The 21785-nt window shown below is 69.2% G+C and carries 21 protein-coding genes; 4 read left to right on the top strand and 17 right to left on the bottom strand.

Features of this window, described 5'->3' with window-relative positions:
- Window positions 1-19 precede the first annotated feature (19 nt).
- The 3 genes from AC5Y4T_RS02420 to AC5Y4T_RS02410 all read left to right on the top strand — a co-directional run bounded on the left by AC5Y4T_RS02420 (window position 20) and on the right by AC5Y4T_RS02410 (window position 2737).
- Window positions 20-1141 (top strand): alkaline phosphatase family protein, encoded by a 1122-nt coding sequence (locus AC5Y4T_RS02420; RefSeq protein WP_499951854.1) that lies wholly within the window; start codon window positions 20-22, stop codon window positions 1139-1141.
- A gap of 78 nt (window positions 1142-1219) precedes the next feature.
- The gene (locus tag AC5Y4T_RS02415; protein ID WP_499951853.1) at window positions 1220-1678 is read left to right on the top strand and encodes a hypothetical protein; all 459 of its coding nucleotides are present in this window, start codon (window positions 1220-1222) and stop codon (window positions 1676-1678) included.
- A 108-nt stretch (window positions 1679-1786) separates the two neighbouring features.
- Window positions 1787-2737, top strand: a complete 951-nt coding sequence (locus AC5Y4T_RS02410) for a PPE family protein (protein ID WP_499951852.1) — start codon at window positions 1787-1789, stop codon at window positions 2735-2737.
- Here the strand turns inward: AC5Y4T_RS02410 and AC5Y4T_RS02405 are convergent.
- The 13 genes from AC5Y4T_RS02405 to dxr form a co-directional block, all read right to left on the bottom strand.
- Window positions 2734-3513 (bottom strand): 3-oxoacyl-ACP reductase, encoded by a 780-nt coding sequence (locus AC5Y4T_RS02405; protein ID WP_499951851.1) that lies wholly within the window; start codon window positions 3511-3513, stop codon window positions 2734-2736. The two genes, AC5Y4T_RS02410 and AC5Y4T_RS02405, sit on opposite strands and share 4 nt — an antisense overlap.
- A 2-nt stretch (window positions 3514-3515) precedes the next feature.
- Window positions 3516-4880 (bottom strand): aldehyde dehydrogenase family protein, encoded by a 1365-nt coding sequence (locus AC5Y4T_RS02400; RefSeq protein WP_499951850.1) that lies wholly within the window; start codon window positions 4878-4880, stop codon window positions 3516-3518.
- A 1-nt stretch (window position 4881) separates the two neighbouring features.
- The gene (locus AC5Y4T_RS02395) at window positions 4882-5676 is read right to left on the bottom strand and encodes a gamma-glutamyl-gamma-aminobutyrate hydrolase family protein (RefSeq protein WP_499952007.1); all 795 of its coding nucleotides are present in this window, start codon (window positions 5674-5676) and stop codon (window positions 4882-4884) included.
- Window positions 5642-7036 carry a glutamine synthetase family protein gene (locus tag AC5Y4T_RS02390; RefSeq protein ID WP_499951848.1) on the bottom strand — a complete coding sequence of 465 codons (1395 nt, stop codon included), beginning with the start codon at window positions 7034-7036 and terminating at the stop codon, window positions 5642-5644. The genes AC5Y4T_RS02395 and AC5Y4T_RS02390 overlap by 35 nt, the downstream gene beginning before the upstream one ends.
- Before the next feature lie 20 nt (window positions 7037-7056).
- The gene (locus AC5Y4T_RS02385; RefSeq protein ID WP_499919812.1) at window positions 7057-7608 is read right to left on the bottom strand and encodes an alpha/beta hydrolase; all 552 of its coding nucleotides are present in this window, start codon (window positions 7606-7608) and stop codon (window positions 7057-7059) included.
- 129 nt (window positions 7609-7737) lie between these two features.
- Complete coding sequence (locus AC5Y4T_RS02380) at window positions 7738-9243, bottom strand: cobyric acid synthase (protein ID WP_499952006.1); 1506 nt, start codon at window positions 9241-9243, stop codon at window positions 7738-7740.
- Window positions 9244-9254: 11 nt separating this feature from the next.
- Window positions 9255-10112, bottom strand: a complete 858-nt coding sequence (gene map, locus AC5Y4T_RS02375; protein WP_499951846.1) for a type I methionyl aminopeptidase — start codon at window positions 10110-10112, stop codon at window positions 9255-9257.
- Between the two features lie 149 nt (window positions 10113-10261).
- Window positions 10262-10846 carry a DUF1707 SHOCT-like domain-containing protein gene (locus AC5Y4T_RS02370; RefSeq protein ID WP_499919180.1) on the bottom strand — a complete coding sequence of 195 codons (585 nt, stop codon included), beginning with the start codon at window positions 10844-10846 and terminating at the stop codon, window positions 10262-10264.
- Between the two features lie 92 nt (window positions 10847-10938).
- Window positions 10939-12753 carry a penicillin-binding transpeptidase domain-containing protein gene (locus tag AC5Y4T_RS02365; protein WP_499951844.1) on the bottom strand — a complete coding sequence of 605 codons (1815 nt, stop codon included), beginning with the start codon at window positions 12751-12753 and terminating at the stop codon, window positions 10939-10941.
- 194 nt (window positions 12754-12947) lie between these two features.
- Window positions 12948-13802 (bottom strand): GNAT family N-acetyltransferase, encoded by an 855-nt coding sequence (locus tag AC5Y4T_RS02360; protein WP_499951842.1) that lies wholly within the window; start codon window positions 13800-13802, stop codon window positions 12948-12950.
- Between the two features lie 49 nt (window positions 13803-13851).
- Window positions 13852-15018 (bottom strand): flavodoxin-dependent (E)-4-hydroxy-3-methylbut-2-enyl-diphosphate synthase, encoded by a 1167-nt coding sequence (gene ispG, locus AC5Y4T_RS02355; RefSeq protein ID WP_499951841.1) that lies wholly within the window; start codon window positions 15016-15018, stop codon window positions 13852-13854.
- Between the two features lie 75 nt (window positions 15019-15093).
- Entirely contained in the window at window positions 15094-16317 is a 1224-nt protein-coding gene (locus AC5Y4T_RS02350) for a M50 family metallopeptidase (protein ID WP_499951840.1), read from the bottom strand.
- A gap of 19 nt (window positions 16318-16336) precedes the next feature.
- Entirely contained in the window at window positions 16337-17560 is a 1224-nt protein-coding gene (dxr, locus tag AC5Y4T_RS02345) for a 1-deoxy-D-xylulose-5-phosphate reductoisomerase (RefSeq protein WP_499951839.1), read from the bottom strand.
- Between the two features lie 121 nt (window positions 17561-17681).
- Here dxr and AC5Y4T_RS02340 point away from each other — a divergent pair, with 121 nt between their 5' ends.
- Window positions 17682-17936 carry a DUF2631 domain-containing protein gene (locus AC5Y4T_RS02340; protein WP_499919174.1) on the top strand — a complete coding sequence of 85 codons (255 nt, stop codon included), beginning with the start codon at window positions 17682-17684 and terminating at the stop codon, window positions 17934-17936.
- Window positions 17937-17957: 21 nt separating this feature from the next.
- On the opposite strand, the gene rlmN is transcribed toward AC5Y4T_RS02340, so the two are convergent.
- The 4 genes from rlmN to pyrH form a co-directional block, all read right to left on the bottom strand.
- Window positions 17958-19052 (bottom strand): dual-specificity RNA methyltransferase RlmN, encoded by a 1095-nt coding sequence (rlmN, locus tag AC5Y4T_RS02335; protein ID WP_499952004.1) that lies wholly within the window; start codon window positions 19050-19052, stop codon window positions 17958-17960.
- Between the two features lie 33 nt (window positions 19053-19085).
- Entirely contained in the window at window positions 19086-19982 is an 897-nt protein-coding gene (locus tag AC5Y4T_RS02330; protein ID WP_499952002.1) for a phosphatidate cytidylyltransferase, read from the bottom strand.
- 62 nt (window positions 19983-20044) lie between these two features.
- Window positions 20045-20602 (bottom strand): ribosome recycling factor, encoded by a 558-nt coding sequence (frr, locus tag AC5Y4T_RS02325; RefSeq protein ID WP_067130836.1) that lies wholly within the window; start codon window positions 20600-20602, stop codon window positions 20045-20047.
- A gap of 65 nt (window positions 20603-20667) precedes the next feature.
- Window positions 20668-21501 carry a UMP kinase gene (pyrH, locus tag AC5Y4T_RS02320; RefSeq protein ID WP_499951838.1) on the bottom strand — a complete coding sequence of 278 codons (834 nt, stop codon included), beginning with the start codon at window positions 21499-21501 and terminating at the stop codon, window positions 20668-20670.
- Window positions 21502-21785: the final 284 nt, after the last annotated feature.

The raw sequence follows: 21785 nt of genomic DNA, 5'->3' as shown, positions 1-21785 counted from the left end.
TCGCCGCCAGACTGGCCCGGTGCCCGGTTCCCTGTGCGACGTACTGCCCGCCGCGGCCGCCCTGCTCGAGATCGAGGATGCCGTCGACAAGTTGGCGGTGGCGGACTGGGTGGGCGCCCGCGTCGACCGGGTCCTGGTCATGCTGGTGGACGGGCTGGGCTGGCACCTGCTGCCCCAGCTGGCCGGCAGCGCGCCGCTGCTGGCGTCCGTGCTGGGCGGCGCCACCGGGCGGCTGACCCAGCTGGACTGCACATTCCCCTCGACCACGCCGACCAGCCTGGTGTCGTTGTGCACCGGCGCGCTGCCCGGCGAGCACGGCATCCTGGGTTTCACGCTGAGGGTGCCCGGCACCGACCGGGTGCTCACCCACGTCCGGTGGCGTGACGACCCGCCCCCCGCCCTGTGGCAGCCGGTGCCGACCTGGTTCGAACGGCTCAAGAACGCCGGCGTGAGCGCCCGCGCCGTGCTGCCGGCGGTGTTCATCGGTAGCGGACTGACCGAGGCCGCGTACCGGGGCGCCGAATTGCATCCGGCCACCCCCACCGACGACTACGCGCGCCTGCTGGCCGACCAGCTGCGCGCGGCGCCCGGGCTGGTGTACGGCTACACCGCGGACCTCGACACCGCCGCCCATATCTTCGGTATCGGCTCTGACCAGTGGCACACCGCGGCGGCGAACGTCGATGCGCTGCTGTCCCGCCTGCTCGACGCGCTGCCCGCGAACACGGCGGTGCTGGTGACCGCCGATCACGGGGGCATCAACGTCCCACCCGAGGCCCGCGTCGACCTCGACACCGACCCCAGGCTGGCCGACGGGATCCGGGTGGTGGCCGGCGAGGCCCGGGTCCGGTATCTGCACACCGAGCCGGGCGCCGCCGGCGACGTGCAGGCCGTGTGGAGCGAGCTGCTGGACGGACGCGCCACCGTCTACAGCCGCGAGCAGGCCGTGGCCTCCGGCATGTTCGGGCCGGTCACCGCGCGACACGCCGAGCGGCTCGGCGACGTGGTGGTGGTTTGTTCCGGCGACGCCGCGGTGCTGGCCAGCGCGCATGAGCCTCCGGAAATGTCTCGCCTGATCGGCTTCCACGGTGGGGCCACGGCCGCGGAGATGGCGATTCCGCTCATCGCCTTTCGCGCGTAGAACACACAACGGACTCGGATCGAGCTCACAGCTCGCTGGGACCGTTCACCGATTTCGGCGCGGTACATTCGGTGCACTGTGGCTTTCCGGGGTGTCGGTGAAACTCGGCGATGGCAGCGTGTCATCGCGGTTGCCGCGGCTCTGGGAGCGTTCATCGCCCTGGCCACGGGGTCCGCGCTGCGACAAGGTGTCGCGGCGGCGGCACCGCGGGAGCCGACGGCTTGGTCGGCGTCAACCGTCGACGCGCACGCCGGACCGATGCCCGGCCGCCCCGCCGCCCTCAGCCGGCCCGCCTCGACCGTTTCGCTGCCTTCGGCGCCGGCGAACAAGACCAACAAGAAGCCGCTCGGCCGCGCGTGGATGACGAAAGAGCGACCGCTCACCTGGAACCGCTTGTCGGCGCAATCCTTGCTGACGCCGGTGCCATTGTCGTTCACCCCGATCGTGTTCGCCCCCGGCGGCGCCCGATCCCGCGCACCGGCGGCCATTGCGTTCGACCGAGACATCTTGACCGAGGTCTGCGTCGCCCGCCGCTGATCGTTGCGCCCACGCCCCGCGGCTCGTAACCCACATGGCTATCTCGTGAAAGAAGACCCTCATGTTTTCGGGCAGCACCGACACCGCCACAGGCAGGCGGAGGCCGTAATGGATTTCGCGACGTTACCTCCGGAGACCAGCTCCGGGCTGATGTATTCCGGCCCCGGCGCCGGATCGATGATGCGCGCCGCCGCGGCGTGGGAAGCGTTGGCGGCGCGGCTGTTCAGCGCGGCGGCCGACTACCGGGCGGTGACGGCACGGCTGCGGACCGGCGCCGAGTGCGCGGCGCTCACCCAAGCCGCGACCCGCTACGCGGACTGGCTCGATGCCGTCGCAGGCCGAAGTGAGCGCGCGGCCATCGGGCTCGAGGCGGCGGCCCGCGCGCATCGGTCGGCCATCACCGCGACCGTGCCGCCACCGGCGATCGCCGGCAACCGCACGCAACGAAGGTCGCTGGTGTCGACGAATTGTCTGGGCCAGAAGAGCGCGGCGATCGCGAACGTCGATGCCGAGTACGACGCGATGTGGGCGCAGAACGCCCACGCCCTGCGCGCCTACGCGGAGTCCGCGGCGCGCGCCGTGACCCTGGCTCCCTTCCCCGCTCCGCCCGGCAATGTCCCTGTGATGAAACGCAATTGGGCTATCCGGTCGGCGCCGGACGTCACATCGGCGGGCCGCGAAGTGATGTCGGTGATACCCGGGGCGCTGCGCGGCCTGTCGTCGTCACCGCTGACAACGTTCGCAGCGTCGCTGGCCGCGGTCACCCCGACGCTGTCGAAGCTGAATTCACTGACCGCGCCGTCGGACTTCGCGATCGGTCACCTCAATGCGATGAACAAAACGGCGGCGCTGCACTCGCTGTTCCCAAAGCCGGCCGCCACCAGCGTGGTCAGCGCCGGCCTGGGCCGGGCAACTCCGGTCGGTGGGCTGTCGGTGCCGCGGACTTGGACAACCGCGGCTCCCGCGCGGCAGCGGCTGCGCGGGGCCTGGGTCGTCGAGCCCATCCACCTGGTCAGCGAGCCGCCCGGCACCCAAGCGGCCGACACGTACGGAGGTTAAAGCGGGGTGACGTAGGCCGCGCTGATGCCGCCGTCGACCATGAACGTCGACGCGGTGATGAATGACGCGTCATCGCTCGCCAAAAACGCCACCGCGGAAGCGATTTCGTCGGGGTCGGCGAAGCGGCCGACCGGGACGTGCACCAGCCGGCGGGCGGCCCGGTCGGGATCCTTGGCGAAAAGCTCCTGCAGCAGCGGGGTGTTGACCGGGCCGGGGCACAGCGCGTTGACCCGGATGCCCTGCCGGGCGAACTGCACGCCCAGCTCGCGCGACATCGCAAGCACCCCACCCTTGGAGGCGGTGTAGGAGATCTGCGACGTCGCCGACCCCAGGACGGCCACGAACGACGCCGTGTTGATGATCGAGCCTTTCCGCGCGGGAACCATGTGCCGCAACGCCGCCCGGCAGCACAGGTACACCGACTTCAGGTTGACGTCCTGGACACGTTGCCACGCCGGCAGTTCGGTGTTCTCGATGAGGTCGTCGTCGGGCGGTGAGATGCCGGCGTTGTTGAACGCGATGTCGATGCGCCCGTGGGCCCGCGCCGCGGCATCGAACAGCGCATCGACCGCGGCCTCGTCGGAAACATCGGTCGGCACGAACAGGCCGGACAGTTCGTCGGCCGCCGCGCCGCCGGCGTCACCGTCGATGTCGCCGACCACGATCGTGGCGCCCTCGGCATGCATCCGCCGCGCCGCGGCCAGCCCGATACCGCCGCCGGCGCCGGTGACGACGGCCACGCGGCCCGCCAATCGTTGGGTGAGATCGACCGCCACGCCTACTCCTCTTCGATCGCGATGAACACGTTCTTGGTCTCGGTGAAATTCAGCGGTGCATCCGGTCCCAGCTCGCGGCCCAGCCCCGACTGCTTGAACCCGCCGAACGGCGTGTTGTAGCGAACGGACGAGTGCGAATTCACCGATAGATTCCCGGATTCGATCGCCCGGGATACGCGCAGCGCGCGGGACAGGTCGTCGGTCCAGATCGATCCGGACAGCCCGTAGCTGGTGTCGTTGGCCAGGGCGACGGCGTCGTGCTCGTCGTCGAAGGGCAGCACCGTGACGACCGGGCCGAAGATCTCGTCGGTGACGCAACGGTCGGTGCGCTGCGGCGTCAAAATGGTTGGCGGGAACCAGAACCCACGTCCGGCCGGCGCGGTGCCGCGAAACGCGACCGGGGCGTCGTCGGGCACATAGGACGCCACCTTGTCCCGGTGAGCGGCCGACGCCAGCGGCCCCATCTCGGTGTCCCGGGACGCCGGGTCGCCGACCACGACGCTGGTGACGGCGGGCTCGAGCAGCTCCATGAACCGGTCATAGACGCTGCGCTGCACCAGGATTCGGCTGCGAGCGCAGCAATCCTGGCCCGCATTGTCGAACACCCCGGCCGGTGCCGTCGCGGCGGCGCGCTCGAGGTCGCAGTCGGCGAACACGATGTTGGCGCTCTTGCCGCCCAGTTCCAGGGTCACCCGCTTCACCTGGGCGGCCGCACCGGCCATCACCGTCTTGCCGACGCCGGTGGACCCGGTGAACACGATCTTGCGGATGTCGGGGTGGGTCACGAACCGCTGCCCCACCACCGGGCCCCGCCCCGGCAGCACCTGCAGCAGGTCCGCGTCGAGCCCGGCCTGCGCCGCCAGCTCACCGAGCCGGATCGTGGTCAGCGGCGTGGCCTCCGCGGGTTTGATCAGCACGGCGTTGCCCGCGGCCAGTGCGGGTGCGAAGCCCCACGATGCGATGGGCATCGGAAAGTTCCACGGGGTGATCACACCGACCACGCCCATCGGTTCGTTGAACGTGACGTCCAGGCCACCGGCCACGGGAATCTGCTTGCCGGACAAGCGCTCCGGGCTCGCCGCGTAGAAGTTCAACACGTCGCGGACGTGACCGGCTTCCCATTCGGCCGCCGCGATGGGGTGCCCCGAGTTGGCGACTTCGAGTGCCGCCAGCTCGCCGAGATGGGTGTCGACGGCGGCGGCGAAGGCCCGCAATCCGGCGGCCCGCTCGGCCGGCGACAACCGCGCCCACCGCCGCTGGGCCGCCCGCGCCCGCCCGACCGCGTCGTCGACCGCGGCGACGTCGGCGTGCTCGACCGAGCGCAGCACCTCCTCGGTCGCCGGGTTGATCAGCTGCGTCGCGGTCAACTCAGCTCACGCGTCCCGCGTACGACCGGGCGGCGCCGACGATGGCTGCGAACAAGCGCAGATCCTCCAGCGACTGTTCCGGATGCCATTGCACCGCAAGCACAAACCGGTCCCCGGGCAGCTCCAGCGCCTCGACGACGCCGTCGGCGTCCCGCGCGCTGACCACCAGGCCGTCGCCCACCCGGTCGACGGCCTGATGGTGATAGCTCGGCGCATCGGCGGATTCCCCGATCAGCGCGGCCAGCCGGGTGCCCGCGACGGTGCGCACCGGCAGCCTGTTGAACACCCCGTTCCCGGCCCGATGCCCGCTGTGCCCCAGCACGTCGGGCAGGTGCTGATGCAGGGTGCCGCCCAGCGCGACGTTGAGCACCTGTGCCCCGCGGCAGACTCCCAGCACCGGCAGGCCCCGGCGCAGCGCGCCCCCCAACAACGCGAATTCCCATGCGTCGCGGTCGGTGCGGGGCTGGTCGGTGGTCGGGTGCGGTTGCTGACCGTAACTGGCGGGGTCGAGGTCATATCCCCCGGTGATCACCAGCGCATGCAGGCCGTCCAGTACGGAGTCGACGATCTCGCCGTCCACCGGCTGCGGGGGCAGCAACACCGCGATCCCGCCGGCCTGAACGACGCCTTCGAAGTAGTCGGCGGGCAGGAATCCGGCGCGGATATCCCAGATGCCCGTCTGCACCTGCTCCAGATACGTCGTCAGGCCGACCACCGGGCGCCGTGGCGATCGCAAGCGCGGCGCAGCCGGGCGCGGCGATCTAGAGGCGTTCAAACCCACGCATCCTCTCCCAATCGGTGACCGCCGCGTTGAACGCCGCCAATTCCACCCGGGCGTTGTTCAGGTAGTGGGCGACGACGTCGTCGCCGAACACGTCCCGAGCGAACGTCGAGCGTTCGAACGCCGAGACCGCCTCGGCCAGCGTGCCGGGCAGCCGCTCGACGCCGGGAGTCTGGTACGCATTTCCGGCGCAGGGGTCCGGTAGCTCCAGGCCCCGTTCGATACCGTACAGCCCGCCGGCGATCATCGCCGCCACCGCCAGATACGGGTTGACGTCGCCCCCGGGAACCCGGCACTCGACCCGGGTGCTGGGACCATGACCGACCACCCGCAACGCGCAGGTGCGATTGTCCAGCCCCCACGCCAACGCGGTGGGCGCGAAACTGCCGTCGGCGAATCGCTTGTAGGAGTTGATGTTCGGCGCGTAGAACAGCGTGAGGTCACCCAGGGTGGCCAGCAGGCCGGCCAGAAAACCGCAGAACGCCGGCGACATGCCGTGCGGGCGGCTGGGATCGGCGAACACCGCGCCGCCCTGCGAGTCACGCAGCGAGAGGTGAACGTGGCAGCTGTTCCCCTCTCGCTCATCGTATTTCGCCATGAACGTCAGGCTTTTGCCGTGCTGGTCGGCGATCTCCTTGGCGCCGTTCTTGTAGATCACGTGGTTGTCACAGGTGACCAGAGCGTCGGCGTAACGGAATCCGATTTCCTGCTGGCCCTTGTTGCATTCGCCCTTGACGGCTTCGAAGCGCAGGCCGGCGCCGATCATCCCCCGCCGGATGTCACGCAGCAGCGGCTCCATGCGCGACGACGCCGAGATCGCGTAGTCGATGTTGTAGTCGCTGGCCGGGGTCAGCCCGCGGTACCCGCTGGCCCACGCCTGCCGGTAGGGCTCGTCGAACACGATGAACTCGAGCTCGGTCGCGACGTCGGCGGCCAGGCCGCGTTCGGCCAGCCGGTCGAGTTGGCGGCGCAGGATCGCCCGCGGCGACACCGTGACCGGACTGCCGTCGGCCCAGCCGACGTCGGCGATCACCAACGCCGTACCGGGCAGCCACGGGATGCGCCGCAACGTCGACAGGTCGGGCGTCATGACCGTATCGCCGTAACCGGTGTCCCAGCTCGAGATCGCGTAGCCGCCGACGGTGTTCATGTCGACGTCCACGGCGAGCAGATAGCCGCAGCACTCGGCGCCGTGTGCGGCCACATCGTCGATGAACAGCCGCGCGTCGATACGCTTCCCGACCAGCCGGCCCTGCATGTCGGCGAACGCCACGATGACCGTGTCCACCTCGCCGGTGTCCGCCAGTCGTTCGAGCGCCGTCAACGACAGCATCTGGGTCTTGGGATCGGTCACAGCACTGTCTTCACTGGCCATGACCGTCAGTCAACCAGGCGCTACCAGGTACTGGCGCGCAAAATGATCTCCGCGGCCAGTTGCGCCGTCGACTCCTGCACGCTGCGGCGCCCCAGGTGCACCACCCGGTAGTCGGCGTAGACGTAGCGCTGGCTGGCCTGTGCCACCGCCCGCGCGGCCGGCGAGCTGACCAACACGGTGGTGCCGATCTCGACGGGCGGGCAGTGTCCGTCGGTGATGGCGCCTTCGTAGTCGGCGGCCTTTGGGTGGCCGCGGTCGACTACCACCAGTCCGACGAAACGGCCGAGCCGGGTTGCGGTCAGTTCCCACGCGAGTTCGGCGCCCGCGCGGTCGCCCATCACCACGGCCCACCCGATGCTCAGCGCGTCGAGGACGCCGATCACCGACTTGGGCGTCAGCCGCGAATCGAACCCGATCACGACCGTCCGAAGCGACGCGGTGTGCAGGCGCTCGCAGACGGCGTCATACGCCGCCGGGATGCGGTTCTCGTCCCCCAATATGACGACGACGACGCCGGTCTCCGGGCCGGCCACAACCACCGGGACGGGGAACCCGTCCAGCGTGGTCATCATCGAGGACACCCCAGCACGCTACAGCCAAGCGGCGTGCGAGCGCGACGATTCTGGGCAATTTATACAGAGACTTAACGTTTTTACCGCGTCGTCAACGGCGACGCTCGAGCCGCCAAGACAGCGAATCACTCACGGCCGCAAGCGACTTGCGAGATGTGGCCGGCGTGGCGGTGGACCGTCAAGCAACCTGAGAATACCGTCGATGTCGAGATGGCAGGCCAGCAGATCGGCGGCGAGGTCGAGCTGCGCATCGCGGCGCGCGGCGACGTCGACGTGGCCGACCACGAAGCCGCTGCGGCCGGCCGCGTCGGCGACCCGGCCGAGCCAACCGCGCCGGAACTCGTCGTTGTCGAGCAAGCCGTGCCAATGGGTCCCGAACACCGCGCCACGCACCACGCCCTGCGGGTGCGGATCCGCGCCGGCATCGAACCAGCTCTGTTCGCCGCAGCGGGCGACCCGGCCGTGATGGATCTCGTAGCCGCTCAGCGGCTGCCGCCAGCGCCGCAGCGTCTTGCCGGGATGAAAGGTGATGTCGACGTCCAGCAGCCCCAGCCCCGGCACGCCCGCGGTTCCGGATTCCACCGGATCGTCCAGGCGACTGCACAGCATCTGAAATCCACCACAGATGCCCAGCACCGGCTTCCCGGTAGCAGCGTGCGCGGTGATCGCGTCGGCAAGGCCGCGATCGCGCAGCCAGGTCAGGTCTAAGACAGTGGCCTTGCTGCCCGGGATGACGATCAGGTCGGTGTCGGTGAGGTCGGCGGGGTCGACTACCCAGCGAACCAGCACACCCGGCTCGCAGGCCAGCGCCTCGACGTCGGTGGAGTTGGAAATGCGGGGCAGCCGAACCGCGGCCACCCGCAGCCACTGGTCACCGCGCGGGGGCCCGGGCGTGCCGATGACGCGGTGCGCGACCACCGACAACGAATCTTCGGCGTCCAACCACAGCTCGTCGGCGTACGGCAGCACCCCGTAGGTCGGGCGCCCCGTCAGGTCGTGCAGCTGACGCAACCCGGGTTCGAGCAGCGCGGGGTCACCGCGGAATTTGTTGACGATGAAGCCGGCGATCAGCGCCTGGTCGTCGGGTTCGAGCACCGCGACCGTCCCGAACAGATGCGCCAGCAGGCCGCCCCGATCGATGTCCCCCACCAGGATCACCGGTAGATTCGCGGCCCGGGCCAGCCCCATGTTGGCCAGATCGGTGGCGCGCAGATTGATCTCGGCCGGCGAACCGGCGCCCTCACAGATCACCGCATCGAATTCCTCGCGCAGGCAGGCCAATTCGTCGAGCACGATGGAGGCCAGCCGATCACGATGCTGCACATAGCTTTTCGCGCTGACCGAGCCGGCGACCTGACCCTTGATCACCAGCTGCGAGGTGCGGTCGCCGCCCGGCTTGAGCAGGATCGGGTTGAATCGCACGCTGGGTTCCAGACCCGCCGCACGTGCCTGGATCGCCTGGGCCCGGCCGATCTCACCGCCTTCGACGGTCACCACCGAGTTGTTGGACATGTTCTGCGCCTTGAACGGGGCGACGCGGGCCCCGCGGCGGGCCAACAAGCGGCACAGGCCCGCCGCCACCACCGATTTCCCGGCGTCGGAGCTGGTGCCCGCGACCAGCAACGCTCCGGTCATCGGAGCAAACGTCATGGCAAGGTGAGGATTTCGACACCGGTGTCGGTGACCAGCAGGGTGTGCTCGAATTGCGCAGTCCACTTGCGGTCCTTTGTGACCACCGTCCAGCCGTCGTCCCAGATCTCGTAGTCCAGCCCGCCGAGGTTGATCATCGGTTCGATGGTGAACGTCATCCCCGGTTGGATGACGGTGGACACCGACGGCTGGTCGTAGTGCAGGACCACCAGTCCGTTGTGAAACGTGGTACCGATGCCGTGGCCGGTGAAGTCACGAACAACGTTGTAGCCGAATCTATTTGCGTACGACTCGATGACGCGACCGACGACCGAGAGCGCACGACCGGGCTTGACGGCGTTGATGGCGCGCATCGTCGCCTCCCGGGTTCGCTCCACCAGCAGCCGGTGTTCTTGCGCGACATCGCCGGCCAGGAAGGTCGCGTTGGTGTCGCCGTGCACCCCGTCGATGTAGGCCGTGACATCGATGTTGACGATGTCGCCGTCGGCGATCACTGTCGAATCCGGGATTCCGTGGCAGATGACCTCGTTGAGCGACGTGCAGCACGACTTCGGGTAGCCCTTGTAACCCAGCGTCGAAGGGTAGGCGCCGTGGTCGACCATGTACTCGTGGGCGATCCGGTCCAGTTCGTCGGTGGTCACCCCGGGTGCGACGGCTTGGCCCGCCTCCACCAGCGCGCCGGCCGCGATCCGGCCGGCGACGCGCATCTTCTCGATCACCTCGGGGGTCTGCACCCATGGCTCGCTGCCCTCTTGGGCCGTCGGCTTCCAGGCGTACTCGGGGCGCGGGATGCGGCTGGGCACCGGAAGAGTCGGGGACAACTCTCCGGGAGCGAGCGCGGTGCGAGCGGGCATGGCGCCAGCTTAATGGCAGGCCGCGCGACCCGGCCGAGCGTCGAGGCGCGGCCCCTCGCCGCGAAGTGCCGCGCAGCGTTCAGTGTGTCGTCACGGCGGGAATTCGCGCGTTTTCTCGCCGCCAACGCACACTCGACGAAGGCGGGCGCTCAGAGCCGCTGGCGGCGCAGCAGCGAGCGGCGCGGTCCTCGGATGTTCACCGAGCCGCACACCACCCGCCCGGTCAGCACCACGTGCGGCCGGCCCTCACCAGGCGGGTCTTTGCGCCGGTCGCTGGCGCTGCCCACATAGACCTCGACGTCGTCGATCGACGCGCTCGCCCCGTCGGGCAATCGAATCTCCACCGAGCCGAATCTCATGTCGAGTTCGACGACCACCACCGGGCCCGCGAATCGGGCCTTGGTGAGGTCGAGTTCCACCGAACCCAGGCGGCGGACCAGCGCCAGGCGGGTCGGCACCGTCCACTCGCCGTGGCGCTTCAGCGAACCCGCCCAGCCGCGCAGTTCCACCCGGTCGGCCGCGGAGGTGACGATGGCGCCCGGCCCCGGCAGGTCGCCGACCAACCCGTCCAGCTCGCCGCGCGTGCGCGCGTAGGACACCTGCGACGAACGCTGCTCGAACTCGTCGATGTCGATCAGCCCGAGCGCGACCGCGTTGTGCAGTCGCCGCATCGTGCCATTGCGGTCGGCGTCGGAGACGCGCAACGCCACCATGTCGCCGCCGGTATCCGTCATGTTCGCAATTTACCGCTGCAGCGGCCCGGGGTCGCTAGGCAGATGGCGCCGCCCCGCTGCGCCGGGCGCACGCGCCGCGCTGGCGACCGGCGCTAGGCGAGGAAGTTCGGTGGCAGCGCCTCGAACATGAACTTGGTCATCCGGACCGCCCACTCCGAGCTGCCGCCCCCCACGATCAGCGAGGCGAAGGCCAGGTCGCCTCGGTATCCGGCGAACCAGGAGTGCGATCCGCCCGGAAATTCGGCCTCACCGGTCTTTCCGTAGATCTCGCCGCAACCGGCGATCTCCTTGGCGGTGCCGTTGGTCACCACCAGACGCATCATCGGCCGCAGCGCGTCGATCATCTTCGGGCTGATCGGCGTGGTGTCACCCTGCACGGCCGTCTGGCGGCCCACGATCAGTTGGGGCACGGGCGTCTTGCCGGCGGCGACCGTGGCCGCCACCAGGGCCATGCCGAATGGGCTGGCCAGCACTTTGCCCTGGCCGAAACCGTCCTCCGTGCGCTCGGCCAGGTCCACCGTCGGTGGCACCGAACCCGTCACGGTGGTGACGCCGTCCACCGTGTAGTCGAGGCCCATCCCGTACTGGGCCGCCGTCTGGGTCAGACCGCGAGGCGGCATCCGGCTGCTCAACTCCGCGAACGTGGTGTTGCACGAGCTGGCGAACGCGCGTGACAGCGACACCACGCCGAGATCGAAGCCGCCGTAGTTGGGCACCGTGCGGTGACCGATGTCGAGGTGGCCCGGGCAGCCGAGCATCGAGTTGGGCGTGGCCATGTCGCGGTCGACGGCCGCGCCGGCGGTGATCATCTTGAACGTCGACCCCGGCGGGAACAGGCCGTTGGTGGCGGGCAACCCGTCCGCATCGGCGCCGCCGTTCTGCGCGATCGCGAGGATCTCTCCGGTCGACGGCTTGATCACCACGATCATCGCCTTGCCGCCCTTGTTGTCGACCGCGCGCTGGGCGGCGTTCTGCACCACCCGGTCCAGGGTGATCGACACCGAGGGCGCCGGTGACCCTTCGACCTCGTGCAGCACTTCGACCTCGACGCCGTTCTGGTTGACGCTCACCACCCGCCAGCCCGCCTCACCGTCGAGCTGGTCCACCACGGCCTTCTTCACCGCGGAGATGACCGCCGGCGCGAAATGCGGGTCGGTGGGCAGCATTTCGGGCTGGGGGGTGATCACGACGCCGGGCAGGTGCCCGACCAGGGGCGACACCTTGTCGTTGTCGTCGGGATGCAGGGTCACCCCCAGATCCACCGGGTGAGGCGTCGAGCTGGCTTGCTCGGCGAGCAGCTGCGGGTCGTTGAGGGCCCCGTTGAAGGGGTGCAGCACATCGACGATCGCGTGTGCCGTGCCGGACAGGGCCTGACCGGCCTGGGTGGCGTCCAGCGTGTAGTGGTACAGGTAACCCGGGACCAGCACGTCGCTGCCGCCGACCTCATTCACCGAGGCGCGGTGCGGCCGGTCGGCGCGCAGCGCGAACGTCTGGTGCTCGCCCAGCTTGGGGTGCAGCGCCGTGGTGGTCCACCGCACCGCCCAGTGCCCCTCGTCGCGGGCCATCTTCAGCTGGCCGTCGTAGGTCCAGGCCCGGTTCTTGGGCAGGTGCCAGGTGAAGCGATAGCCGACGGTGCCGCTGTCCTCGGCGTACTTGGCGTTGAGGACCTGGGCGTCGAGGTGGGATGCCTGCAGGCCGGACCAGGCCGCGTTGAGCGCCTCGCGGGCCTCGTTGGGGCTGTCGCTGAGCTGCGCGGCGGTCGCGGTGTCGCCGATGGCCAGGGCGCAGAAGAATTTCTCCGCCGCCGGGCCCGGGCCGTCGGGCCGTGGCGTGCATCCGGACAGGACGATGACCGCGACCAGCAGCAATCCTGAGGCAGATGAGGCCATTGTTGTTCTAGTTGCCATCGGTGCAAATGTTAAGAACTGTGGCCTGAACGGTGGCGCCGACACACCGAGACCGATCCGTGATGTGTGGATCGAGGGCGTCCTCGTCCGCCGGGCGTCACGCCCGCGTGACATTCGTCACCGGGCGTCACGCCAGCGTGGCATTCCTCACCGGGCGTCACTGCCAGCGTGGCGGTCTGCTGCAGAAGGCGCTGCTAGTCGAGCAGCACCGTGGCGAAGGTGCCGATCTCGGTGAAGCCCACACGGGCGTACGCGGCGCGCGCCACGGTGTTGAAGTCGTTGACGTACAGGCTGGCGGTTCGCCCGGTGCCGACGATCACCGCGGCGACCGTCGCGGTACCCGCGGTGCCCAGGCCGGCCCCACGCCACTCCGGGTGCACCCATACGCCCTGGATCTGGCCCACGCCCGGAGACTGCGAGCCGACCTCGGCCTTGAAGACGACCTGGCCGTGCTCGAACCGCGCCCAGGCGCGACCGGCCGTGATCAGGCTGGCGACGCGTCGCCGGTAGCCGCGTCCGCCGTCGCCGACCCGCGGGTCGACACCCACCTCGCCGATGAACATGTCGACGGCGGCCACCAGGTAGGCGTCCAGCTCTTCGGGCCGGACCTGTCGCACCCCGGGGTCGAGCTCGCAGCCGGGGTGGTTGGACAACGCCAGCAGCGGCTGGTGGTCGCGCACGTCACGCGCCGGGCCCCAGGCCGCCTCGAGCCGCTCCCACATCGGCATCACCAGCTCGGCCCGGCCGACCAGCGACGAACAGCGCCGCGTCCCACGCATGGCCTCGTCGGCGAACGCGCTCAGATCGGCCGGCGCCCCGCGCAGCGGGATCAGGTTGGCGCCGGCGAAGCACAGCGACTCGTCGGCACCGCGCAACGTCCACAGTTCGCCGCCGATGGAATTGGGATCGATGCCGTGGTCGGCCACCCGCGCCGCGACCATGCACGACGCGACGGGGTCGGCGTCGAGCACCCGCCAGACAGCAGCCGCGTCGCGCACCACGGACACCCGTCGCTCACCGACAAGGCGGAACAGGGGCGGAGCCGACATATGGCGAACTCTCTGTGGTGCGAACTCTTCGACCGGGCGCTGGCGATAATCAGCTTACGGTGACAACAGGTGAACCGCTCGATGTTGCATCCGGTCCGCCGTCGGTGCCCATTTCCGCGGCGATTCGCATCGCCTCTTCGATCAAAGTCTCGACGATCTGGGCTTCGGGCACCGTCTTGATCACTTCGCCGCGAACGAAGATCTGGCCCTTGCCATTTCCCGACGCGACGCCCAGGTCGGCCTCGCGGGCCTCCCCCGGGCCGTTGACGACGCAGCCCATCACGGCCACGCGCAGCGGCACGTCGAGGCCGTCCAGCCCGGCGGTCACCTCGTTGGCCAGCGTGTAGACGTCGACCTGCGCGCGCCCGCACGAGGGACACGACACGATTTCCAGACCGCGCGGCCGCAGGTTCAGCGATTCGAGTATCTGGATGCCGACCTTGACTTCCTCGACCGGCGGCGCCGACAGCGACACCCGGATGGTGTCGCCGATGCCGCGCGACAGCAGTGCGCCGAAGGCGACCGCGGACTTGATGGTGCCCTGGAACGCGGGGCCGGCCTCGGTGACCCCGAGGTGCAGCGGGTAGTCACATTGCTCGGCCAGCTGCTCGTAGGCGGCGACCATCACCACCGGGTCGTTGTGCTTGACGCTGATCTTGATGTCGCCGAAGCCGTGCTCCTCGAACAGCGAGGCCTCCCACAGCGCCGACTCGACCAGCGCCTCGGGGGAGGCCTTGCCGTACTTCTCCATGAACCGCTTGTCCAGCGAGCCCGCGTTGACGCCGATGCGGATCGGGATGCCTGCCGCACCGGCGGCCTTGGCGACCTCGCCCACGCGGCCGTCGAATTCCTTGATGTTGCCGGGGTTTACCCGCACCGCGGCGCACCCCGCGTCGATGGCGGCGAAGATGTACTTGGGCTGGAAGTGGATGTCCGCGATGACCGGGATCTGGCTGTGGCGGGCGATCTCGGCCAGCGCGTCGGCATCCTCCTGACGCGGGCAGGCCACCCGGACGATGTCGCAGCCGGCCGCAGTCAACTCGGCGATCTGCTGCAGCGTCGTGTTGACGTCGTGCGTCTTGGTGGTGCACATCGACTGCACGGAAATCGGATGATCGCTGCCGACCCCGACGTCACGGACCATCAATTGGCGCGTAGTACGCCGGGGAGCGAGCGTGGGCGCCGGTGTCTGCGGCATGCCCAGGCCAATGGTCATTTGCGCCACTCCTCCTCATCGCTACACTCTGCATCGTCGCCGGCGCGGGTCACGGTGTTGATTCCTTCGGTCTCGTTACTGGAAGAGCCTGATCGGGTTGACCAGATCGGCGGTCACGGTGAGCAGCATGTAGCCGACCACGAACACCAGCACGACGTACGTCGCGGGCATGAGCTTGAGGTAGTTCACCGGCGCGGCCGCGACCATGCCACGGGCCGACCGGATCAGGTTGCGGATCTTCTCGAACACCGCGATGGCGATGTGGCCGCCGTCGAAGGGCAGCAACGGCACCAGGTTGATCGCGCCCAGGATCAGGTTCAGCTGGGCCAGGAAGAACCAGAACGCCACCCACAACCCGTGGTCGACGGTGTCGCCGCCGACGATGCTGGCCCCGACGACGCTCATCGGCGTCTCCGGGTCGCGCTGCCCGCCGCCGATCGCGTGCACCAGCGCACCGACCTTCGTCGGGATCGCGACGAGCGCCTTGCCCACCTCGCGGGTGAGGTCACCGGTGAAGGCGATGGTGGCGGGGATCGCCGTCAACGGCCCGTAGTGCGTGGGCGCGACCTTGACCGCGCCGACGCCGATGGCGCCGACCGTCGAGGGTTGCTGCCGACCGCCCTTGGCGTCGGACCCGGTACTCAGGTAGCGCTGGGTGGTTGTGACGTCGACGTAGGCGGTGATGGTCGTGCCGTTGCGCTCGGCGACGATCGGGACGTTGCCGTGCAGCTTGCGGATCGCGGCGGCCATGTCCTCGAAGGTCGAAACCGGGGTGTTGCCCACCTTGACGATGACGTCGCCTGGGCGGATACCGGCGAGCGCCGCCGGACCGGGCCCGGTGCAGTCCGCGACCTTGCCCGGCGCCACTTCCGGTGCCACGCAAGCGGTTTCGCCGACCACCGCCCGAGTCGGCGGATGCAGGTTCGGCAGGCCCCAGATCAGCGCGATGCCGTAGAGCAACACCAGGGCGATGACGAAGTTCGCGGCCGGACCGGCGAACAGCACCGCCACCCGCTTCCACACCTTCTGCTTGAACATGGCGCGGTCGGTCTCGTCGGGCGCCAGCTCCTCCACCGAGGTCATTCCGGCGATGTCGCAGAAGCCGCCCAGCGGAACCGCCTTGAGGCCGTACTCGGTCTCCCCGCGCCGGGTCGACCACAGGGTGGGGCCGAAGCCGACGAAGTAGCGCCGCACCTTCATGCCGGTCGCGCGCGCAACCCACATGTGCCCGCACTCGTGCAGGGCCACCGAGATCAGGATGGCCAGTGCGAACAGCACAATGCCGATAACGAACATCATCTGGTCTGCTGGACCTTTCTCACACCACTCCGGAGGCTTTTGCTGACACCTTGGCGGGCTGGACTTGTGCGACGGAACGCCGCGCCCGGTCACGTGCCCAGCGCTGCGCGTCGAGTACCTCATCCACGTTAGCGGGTACTTCCCCAAATTTGGGTGCCCACTGGTCGGCGGCGTGCAGCACGTCGGCGATGGTTTTGACGATCGCGGGGAACCCGACCCGGCCAGCGAGGAAGGCCTCCGCCGCCTCTTCGTTGGCCGCGTTGTAGACGGCGGTCATGCAGCCACCGGTCTGCCCGGCGTATCGGGCCAGTTCAACGGCGGGGAACACGTCATCGTCCAGGGGCTCGAAATCCCAGCTAGAGGCCGTGCTGAAGTCGCAGCTCGCGGCCGCAGCGGGGACCCGCTGCGGCCAGCCCAGGGCCAGCGAGATCGGCAGCTTCATGTCCGGCGGGCTGGCCTGGGCCAGCGTCGAGCCGTCGACGAAGGTAACCATCGAATGAACGATCGACTGGGGGTGCACGACCACCTCGATGCGGTCATACGCAATGCCGAACAGCAGGTGGGTCTCGATGAGCTCGAGCCCCTTGTTGACCAGCGAGGCCGAGTTCAGCGTGTTCATCGGGCCCATCGACCACGTCGGATGGGCGCCCGCCTGTTCCGGGGTGACGTCCTCGAGCTGCGCGGCCGTCCAGCCGCGGAACGGGCCGCCGGAGGCGGTCAGCACCAGCTTGGCGACTTCGTCGGCGGTCCCGCCGCGCAGGCATTGCGCCAGCGCGGAATGTTCGGAGTCGACCGGCACGATCTGCCCCGGCTTGGCGGCCTGGAGCACCAGCGGACCGCCGGCGATCAGCGATTCCTTGTTGGCCAGCGCCAGCCGGGCGCCCGACTCCAGCGCGGCCAGCGTCGGCCGCAGGCCCAACGCCCCCACCAGCGCGTTGAGCACGACGTCGGCCTCGGTCTCCTGGACCAGCCGGGTGGCCGCTTCGGGCCCGGCGTAGGGGATGTCGCCGGCCCGCTGCGCCGCCGCTTCGTCGGCGACCGCGATGTTGGTAACACCCGTCTCGGCGCGCTGGCGCAACAGCGTGTCCAGGTTGGCGCCGCCCGCCGCAAGGCCGACCACCTCGAAGCGGTCCGGGTTGGCGGCGATGACGTCCAGCGCCTGGGTGCCGATGGAGCCGGTGCTGCCCAGCACCAGCACGCGGAGCCGCTCCCGCGTTTGCCCGTCCGTCATCGGGTTGGTCACCCACTCATTGTGCCGCCCGGCACCGACCGGGGCCATCTGCCGGGCCACGCCCCCTAGCCCGCCCGGGGGTGTGCCAGAATTCTCCAAGGACAAGCCAATCCGATCCGAAGGGGATTTCGCCGTGGCCAGTACCGAGGTGGAGCACGTCAGCGGCGTCGACGCCGTCGAGGTCCCGTCGGCAGCGTGGGGTTGGAGCCGGATCAACCACCGGAGCTGGCACATCGCGGGACTGGTCGGCTTCGGCTTCCTGCTGGCGATGCTGCGCGGCAACCACGTCGGCCACATCGAGAACTGGTTCCTGATCGGTTTTGCGACGCTGATCCTGGTGGCTCTGATCCGCGACCTGTGGGGCCGTCGCCGCGGCTGGATCAGGTAGCCGTCACAGCCCGCCCCCGCGTCATCCGCGTTCGGCGGCCAGCTGTCCGCAGGCGGCGCTGATTTCGCGTCCGCGAGTGTCGCGCACCGTGCACGAGACGCCCTTGCCGCGGACCCGCCGCACGAACTCCCGCTCCACGGCTTTCGGGCTGGCGTCCCACTCGCTTCCCGGGGTCGGGTTGAGCGGAATCAGGTTCACGTGCACCAGCGGCCCGAGCGCGCGATGCAGCCGCTGCCCCAATAGGTCTGCGCGCCAAGGCTGGTCGTTGACGTCGCGGATCAACGCGTACTCCACCGAGACCCGGCGTCCGGTGACATCGGCGTAATAGCGTGCGGCGTCGAGGGCTTCGGTGATCTTCCACCGGTTGTTGACCGGCACCAGCGTGTCGCGCAGTTCGTCGTCGGGCGCGTGCAGCGACAGCGCGAGCGTGACGCCGAGGCGTTCGTCGGCGAGTTTGCGGATGGCAGGCGCCAGGCCCACCGTCGAGACGGTGACCGAACGGGCCGAGATACCGAATCCCTGTGGCGGCGGGGCGATGATGCGCCGCACCGCGGCGACCACGCGGGCGTAGTTGGCCAGCGGCTCCCCCATGCCCATGAACACCACGTTGGACAGCCGGTCGCCGAAGTCGTCGCGCAGGGCCGCGGCGCCGGCGCGGACCTGTTCGAGGATCTCGGCCGTCGACAGGTTGCGGGTCAACCCGCCCTGACCCGTCGCGCAGAACGGGCACGCCATGCCGCAGCCGGCCTGCGACGAGATGCACACCGTGTTGCGTTGCGGATAGCGCATCAGCACCGACTCGACGGTGACCCCATCGAGGGCCCGCCACAACGTCTTCCGCGTCTGGCCGGCATCGCAGGTCACGTCGGAGGCCGCGGTCAGCAGAATGGGGAACATCGTCTCGGCGATGGCGTCGCGCAATCCCGCCGGCAGATCGGTCATCTGCCGCGGATCGGCGATCAGCCGGCCGTAGTACTGATGCGCCAGCTGCTTGGCGCGAAACGCCGGCAGGCCCAGCTCCGCGACGGCGGACGCGCGGCCGTCCTCGTCGAGATCGGCCAGGTGCCGCGGCGGCCTGCCGGGGCGGGGCTCGGAGAAAACCAACTGTTGAACCATGACCTGTCCAGTATCGGTCACGTTCGGACCGGCCTAGCGAACGAGTGTCAGCACCGTCCAGGCCGCGACCGCCGATGGCAGCACCCCATCGAGCCGATCCATCAGGCCACCGTGGCCGGGCAGCAGCCGGCCCATGTCTTTGATGCCGAGATCGCGCTTGACCTGCGATTCCACCAGATCGCCGAGCGTGCAGGTCAGCACCAGGACAACGCCCAGCAACGCGCCGATCCACGGCGGCTTGCCGGCCAGGAAGGTCGCCGTCAGCGTCGCCGCGGTGATTCCGAACACCAGGGAACCGGCGAATCCCTCCCAGGACTTCTTGGGGCTGATCGCCGGGACCATCGGATGCTTGCCCAACAGCGACCCCACGGCATATCCGCCGGTGTCGGAGGCGACGACGGTGATCATCAGGCAGAACACCCGCCCCGCCCCGTCGTGCGGGTAGACCAGCAGCACGCCGAAGGACGCGAACAGCGGCACCCACGCGGCCAGGAACACGGTGGCCGAGGCGTCCCGGAGGTAGTTGGACGAAGAGCCGTCGGCCGGCTCCGTCCGTGTGCGGCTGTGCCGCATGAACAGCCGCCACACGTTGCACACCACGACGGTGACGCCGAAGCCGGCCAGTGCGCCCGCGGCGTGGAACGGCCAGGTCAGCCAGACGGTGAGCTGGCCCCCCGCCAGCAGCGGGATCACGGGTATGACGTAGCCGGCCTCGCGCAACCGCCGGACCACCTCATGGGTGGCCACGACGATGGCCAGGGCGACGATGGGTACCCAGAACCGCGGCGCGAACACCAGCGTCACCACCAGGACGCCGCCGATAGCCGTGCCCACCGCGATGGCGGCGCGCAAGTCGCGTCCGGCCCGGGATGCCTTCTCGGCCGGCTGCGCGACGGTGTCCTTGCCCGCGCGCGCCGGATCGTCGGGCAGGTCGGTTGCGCCGGGTTCTGGGGTAGCCACTGGCGTGGATGAACTTAGCTGCTGAGCGGTCGCTAGACCTCCAGCAGTTCGCCTTCTTTGTGCTTGACCAGCTCTTCGATCTGGGTGACGTACTGGTGGGTGGTCTTGTCCAAGTCCTTTTCGGCCCGGCCGACCTCGTCCTCGCCGGCCTCGCCGTCCTTGCGAATCCGGTGCAGCTCCTCCATCGCCTTGCGGCGGATGTTGCGCACCGAGACCTTGGCGTCCTCCCCCTTGCCCTTGGCCTGCTTGACCAGCTCCCGGCGGCGCTCCTCGGTGAGTTGCGGGACCGCCACCCGGATCAGGGTGCCGTCGTTGGTGGGGTTGACGCCGAGGTCGGAATTGCGAATCGCCGTCTCGATCGCGCCCACCTGGCTGGCTTCGTAGGGCTTGATGACGACGAGGCGCGCCTCGGGCACGTTGATACTGGCCAGTTGCGTGATGGGCGTGGCCGCGCCGTAATAGTCGATCACGATCCGCGAGAACATGCCCGGGTTGGCACGCCCGGTCCGGATGGTCGACAGGTCGTCGCGGGCAACGGCTACGGCCTTTTCCATTTTCTCTTCCGCGTCGAAGAGAGCCTCGTCAATCATGTGCGTCGCTCCTCTTCATTGCTGCGCTGCACGTCCTCCCACGGCACGTCATCGCGTCGTCGGTTTCAGGTGGTGACCAGAGTCCCGATCTTCTCACCAGCGACCGCCCGGGCGATATTGCCATTGGTCAGCAGGTTGAACACCAGGATCGGCATGCCATTGTCCATGCACAGGCTGAACGCGGTTGCATCGGCCACTCGTAGCCCGCGGTCGATGACCTCACGATGACTGATCGCGGCGATCAATTCGGCATCGGGATGCTGCCGCGGATCCGCGTCGAACACGCCATCGACGGCCTTGGCCATCAGGACCACTTCGGCGCCGATCTCCAAGGCACGCTGCGCGGCGGTGGTGTCCGTGGAGAAGTACGGCAGTCCCATACCGGCTCCGAAGATCACCACGCGCCCCTTCTCGAGGTGGCGCACGGCGCGCAGGGGCAGATAGGGCTCCGCGACCTGACCCATGGTGATGGCGGTCTGGACCCGGGTGACGATGCCTTCCTTCTCCAGGAAGTCCTGCAGCGCCAGGCTGTTCATCACGGTGCCCAACATGCCCATGTAGTCCGAACGGGTGCGTTCCATGCCGCGCTGCTGAAGCTGGGCACCCCGGAAGAAGTTGCCGCCGCCGATTACGACGGCGACCTGGACGCCGCCGCGAACCACCTCGGCGATCTGTCGCGCCACCCGCGCCACGACATCGGGGTCCAGGCCGACCTGGCCGCCACCGAACATCTCACCGCCCAGCTTGAGCAACACCCGCGAATACCTCGCCCTGCCGAGCGGCTGGCCAGAACCCGATCCGTTTTCCGGTGCAGATGTCGATACGCCGTTGCCGCCGGTTGCCGGCTCCGGCCTCGGAGCCGCCGAGCCGGCGACGTGGGGCTCCCTGGACTCCGTCATCAGACTCCTCGCATGAGAGTGCCATCCCGGGCGACCTCAATCCGGAACGGCATTTCACATCCTGCCTCATCGCAGCACAATGCGGCCTCGGCGGGGTGCATTATGCGCACAGTTGGGGCGCCGGGCCAATTTTCGAGTCTGGCGGTACCGAAATACCTCACGCCGATGTGCTTTCTGCCGACGCGCGTTTGAGCCACGGATGGCATGGGAATCCGCATCAACGCGGCAGAGATGCGGTCTTAAGCAATGAGGACCGGCCTCGCCGTATGACCGGGTCGATCGCT

This window comes from Mycobacterium sp. NGS11 (assembly GCF_059813315.1).
The sequence above is the reverse complement of the archived record's forward strand: the minus strand, read 5'-3'. Positions and strand labels throughout refer to the sequence as shown.

What these genes read in the sequence shown, in the direction of transcription:
- AC5Y4T_RS02410 (WP_499951852.1), top strand. Translation starts at nt 1,787, where the DNA reads ATGGATTTCGCGACGTTACCTCCGGAGACCAGCTCCGGGCTGATGTAT.
- AC5Y4T_RS02390 (WP_499951848.1), bottom strand. Translation starts at nt 7,036, where the DNA reads ATGGCCAGTGAAGACAGTGCTGTGACCGATCCCAAGACCCAGATGCTG.
- AC5Y4T_RS02385 (WP_499919812.1), bottom strand. Translation starts at nt 7,608, where the DNA reads ATGATGACCACGCTGGACGGGTTCCCCGTCCCGGTGGTTGTGGCCGGC.
- AC5Y4T_RS02380 (WP_499952006.1), bottom strand. Translation starts at nt 9,243, where the DNA reads ATGACCGGAGCGTTGCTGGTCGCGGGCACCAGCTCCGACGCCGGGAAA.
- map (WP_499951846.1), bottom strand. Translation starts at nt 10,112, where the DNA reads ATGCCCGCTCGCACCGCGCTCGCTCCCGGAGAGTTGTCCCCGACTCTT.
- AC5Y4T_RS02370 (WP_499919180.1), bottom strand. Translation starts at nt 10,846, where the DNA reads ATGACGGATACCGGCGGCGACATGGTGGCGTTGCGCGTCTCCGACGCC.
- AC5Y4T_RS02365 (WP_499951844.1), bottom strand. Translation starts at nt 12,753, where the DNA reads ATGGCAACTAGAACAACAATGGCCTCATCTGCCTCAGGATTGCTGCTG.
- AC5Y4T_RS02360 (WP_499951842.1), bottom strand. Translation starts at nt 13,802, where the DNA reads ATGTCGGCTCCGCCCCTGTTCCGCCTTGTCGGTGAGCGACGGGTGTCC.
- ispG (WP_499951841.1), bottom strand. Translation starts at nt 15,018, where the DNA reads ATGACCATTGGCCTGGGCATGCCGCAGACACCGGCGCCCACGCTCGCT.
- AC5Y4T_RS02350 (WP_499951840.1), bottom strand. Translation starts at nt 16,317, where the DNA reads ATGATGTTCGTTATCGGCATTGTGCTGTTCGCACTGGCCATCCTGATC.
- rlmN (WP_499952004.1), bottom strand. Translation starts at nt 19,052, where the DNA reads ATGGTTCAACAGTTGGTTTTCTCCGAGCCCCGCCCCGGCAGGCCGCCG.
- frr (WP_067130836.1), bottom strand. Translation starts at nt 20,602, where the DNA reads ATGATTGACGAGGCTCTCTTCGACGCGGAAGAGAAAATGGAAAAGGCC.
- pyrH (WP_499951838.1), bottom strand. Translation starts at nt 21,501, where the DNA reads ATGACGGAGTCCAGGGAGCCCCACGTCGCCGGCTCGGCGGCTCCGAGG.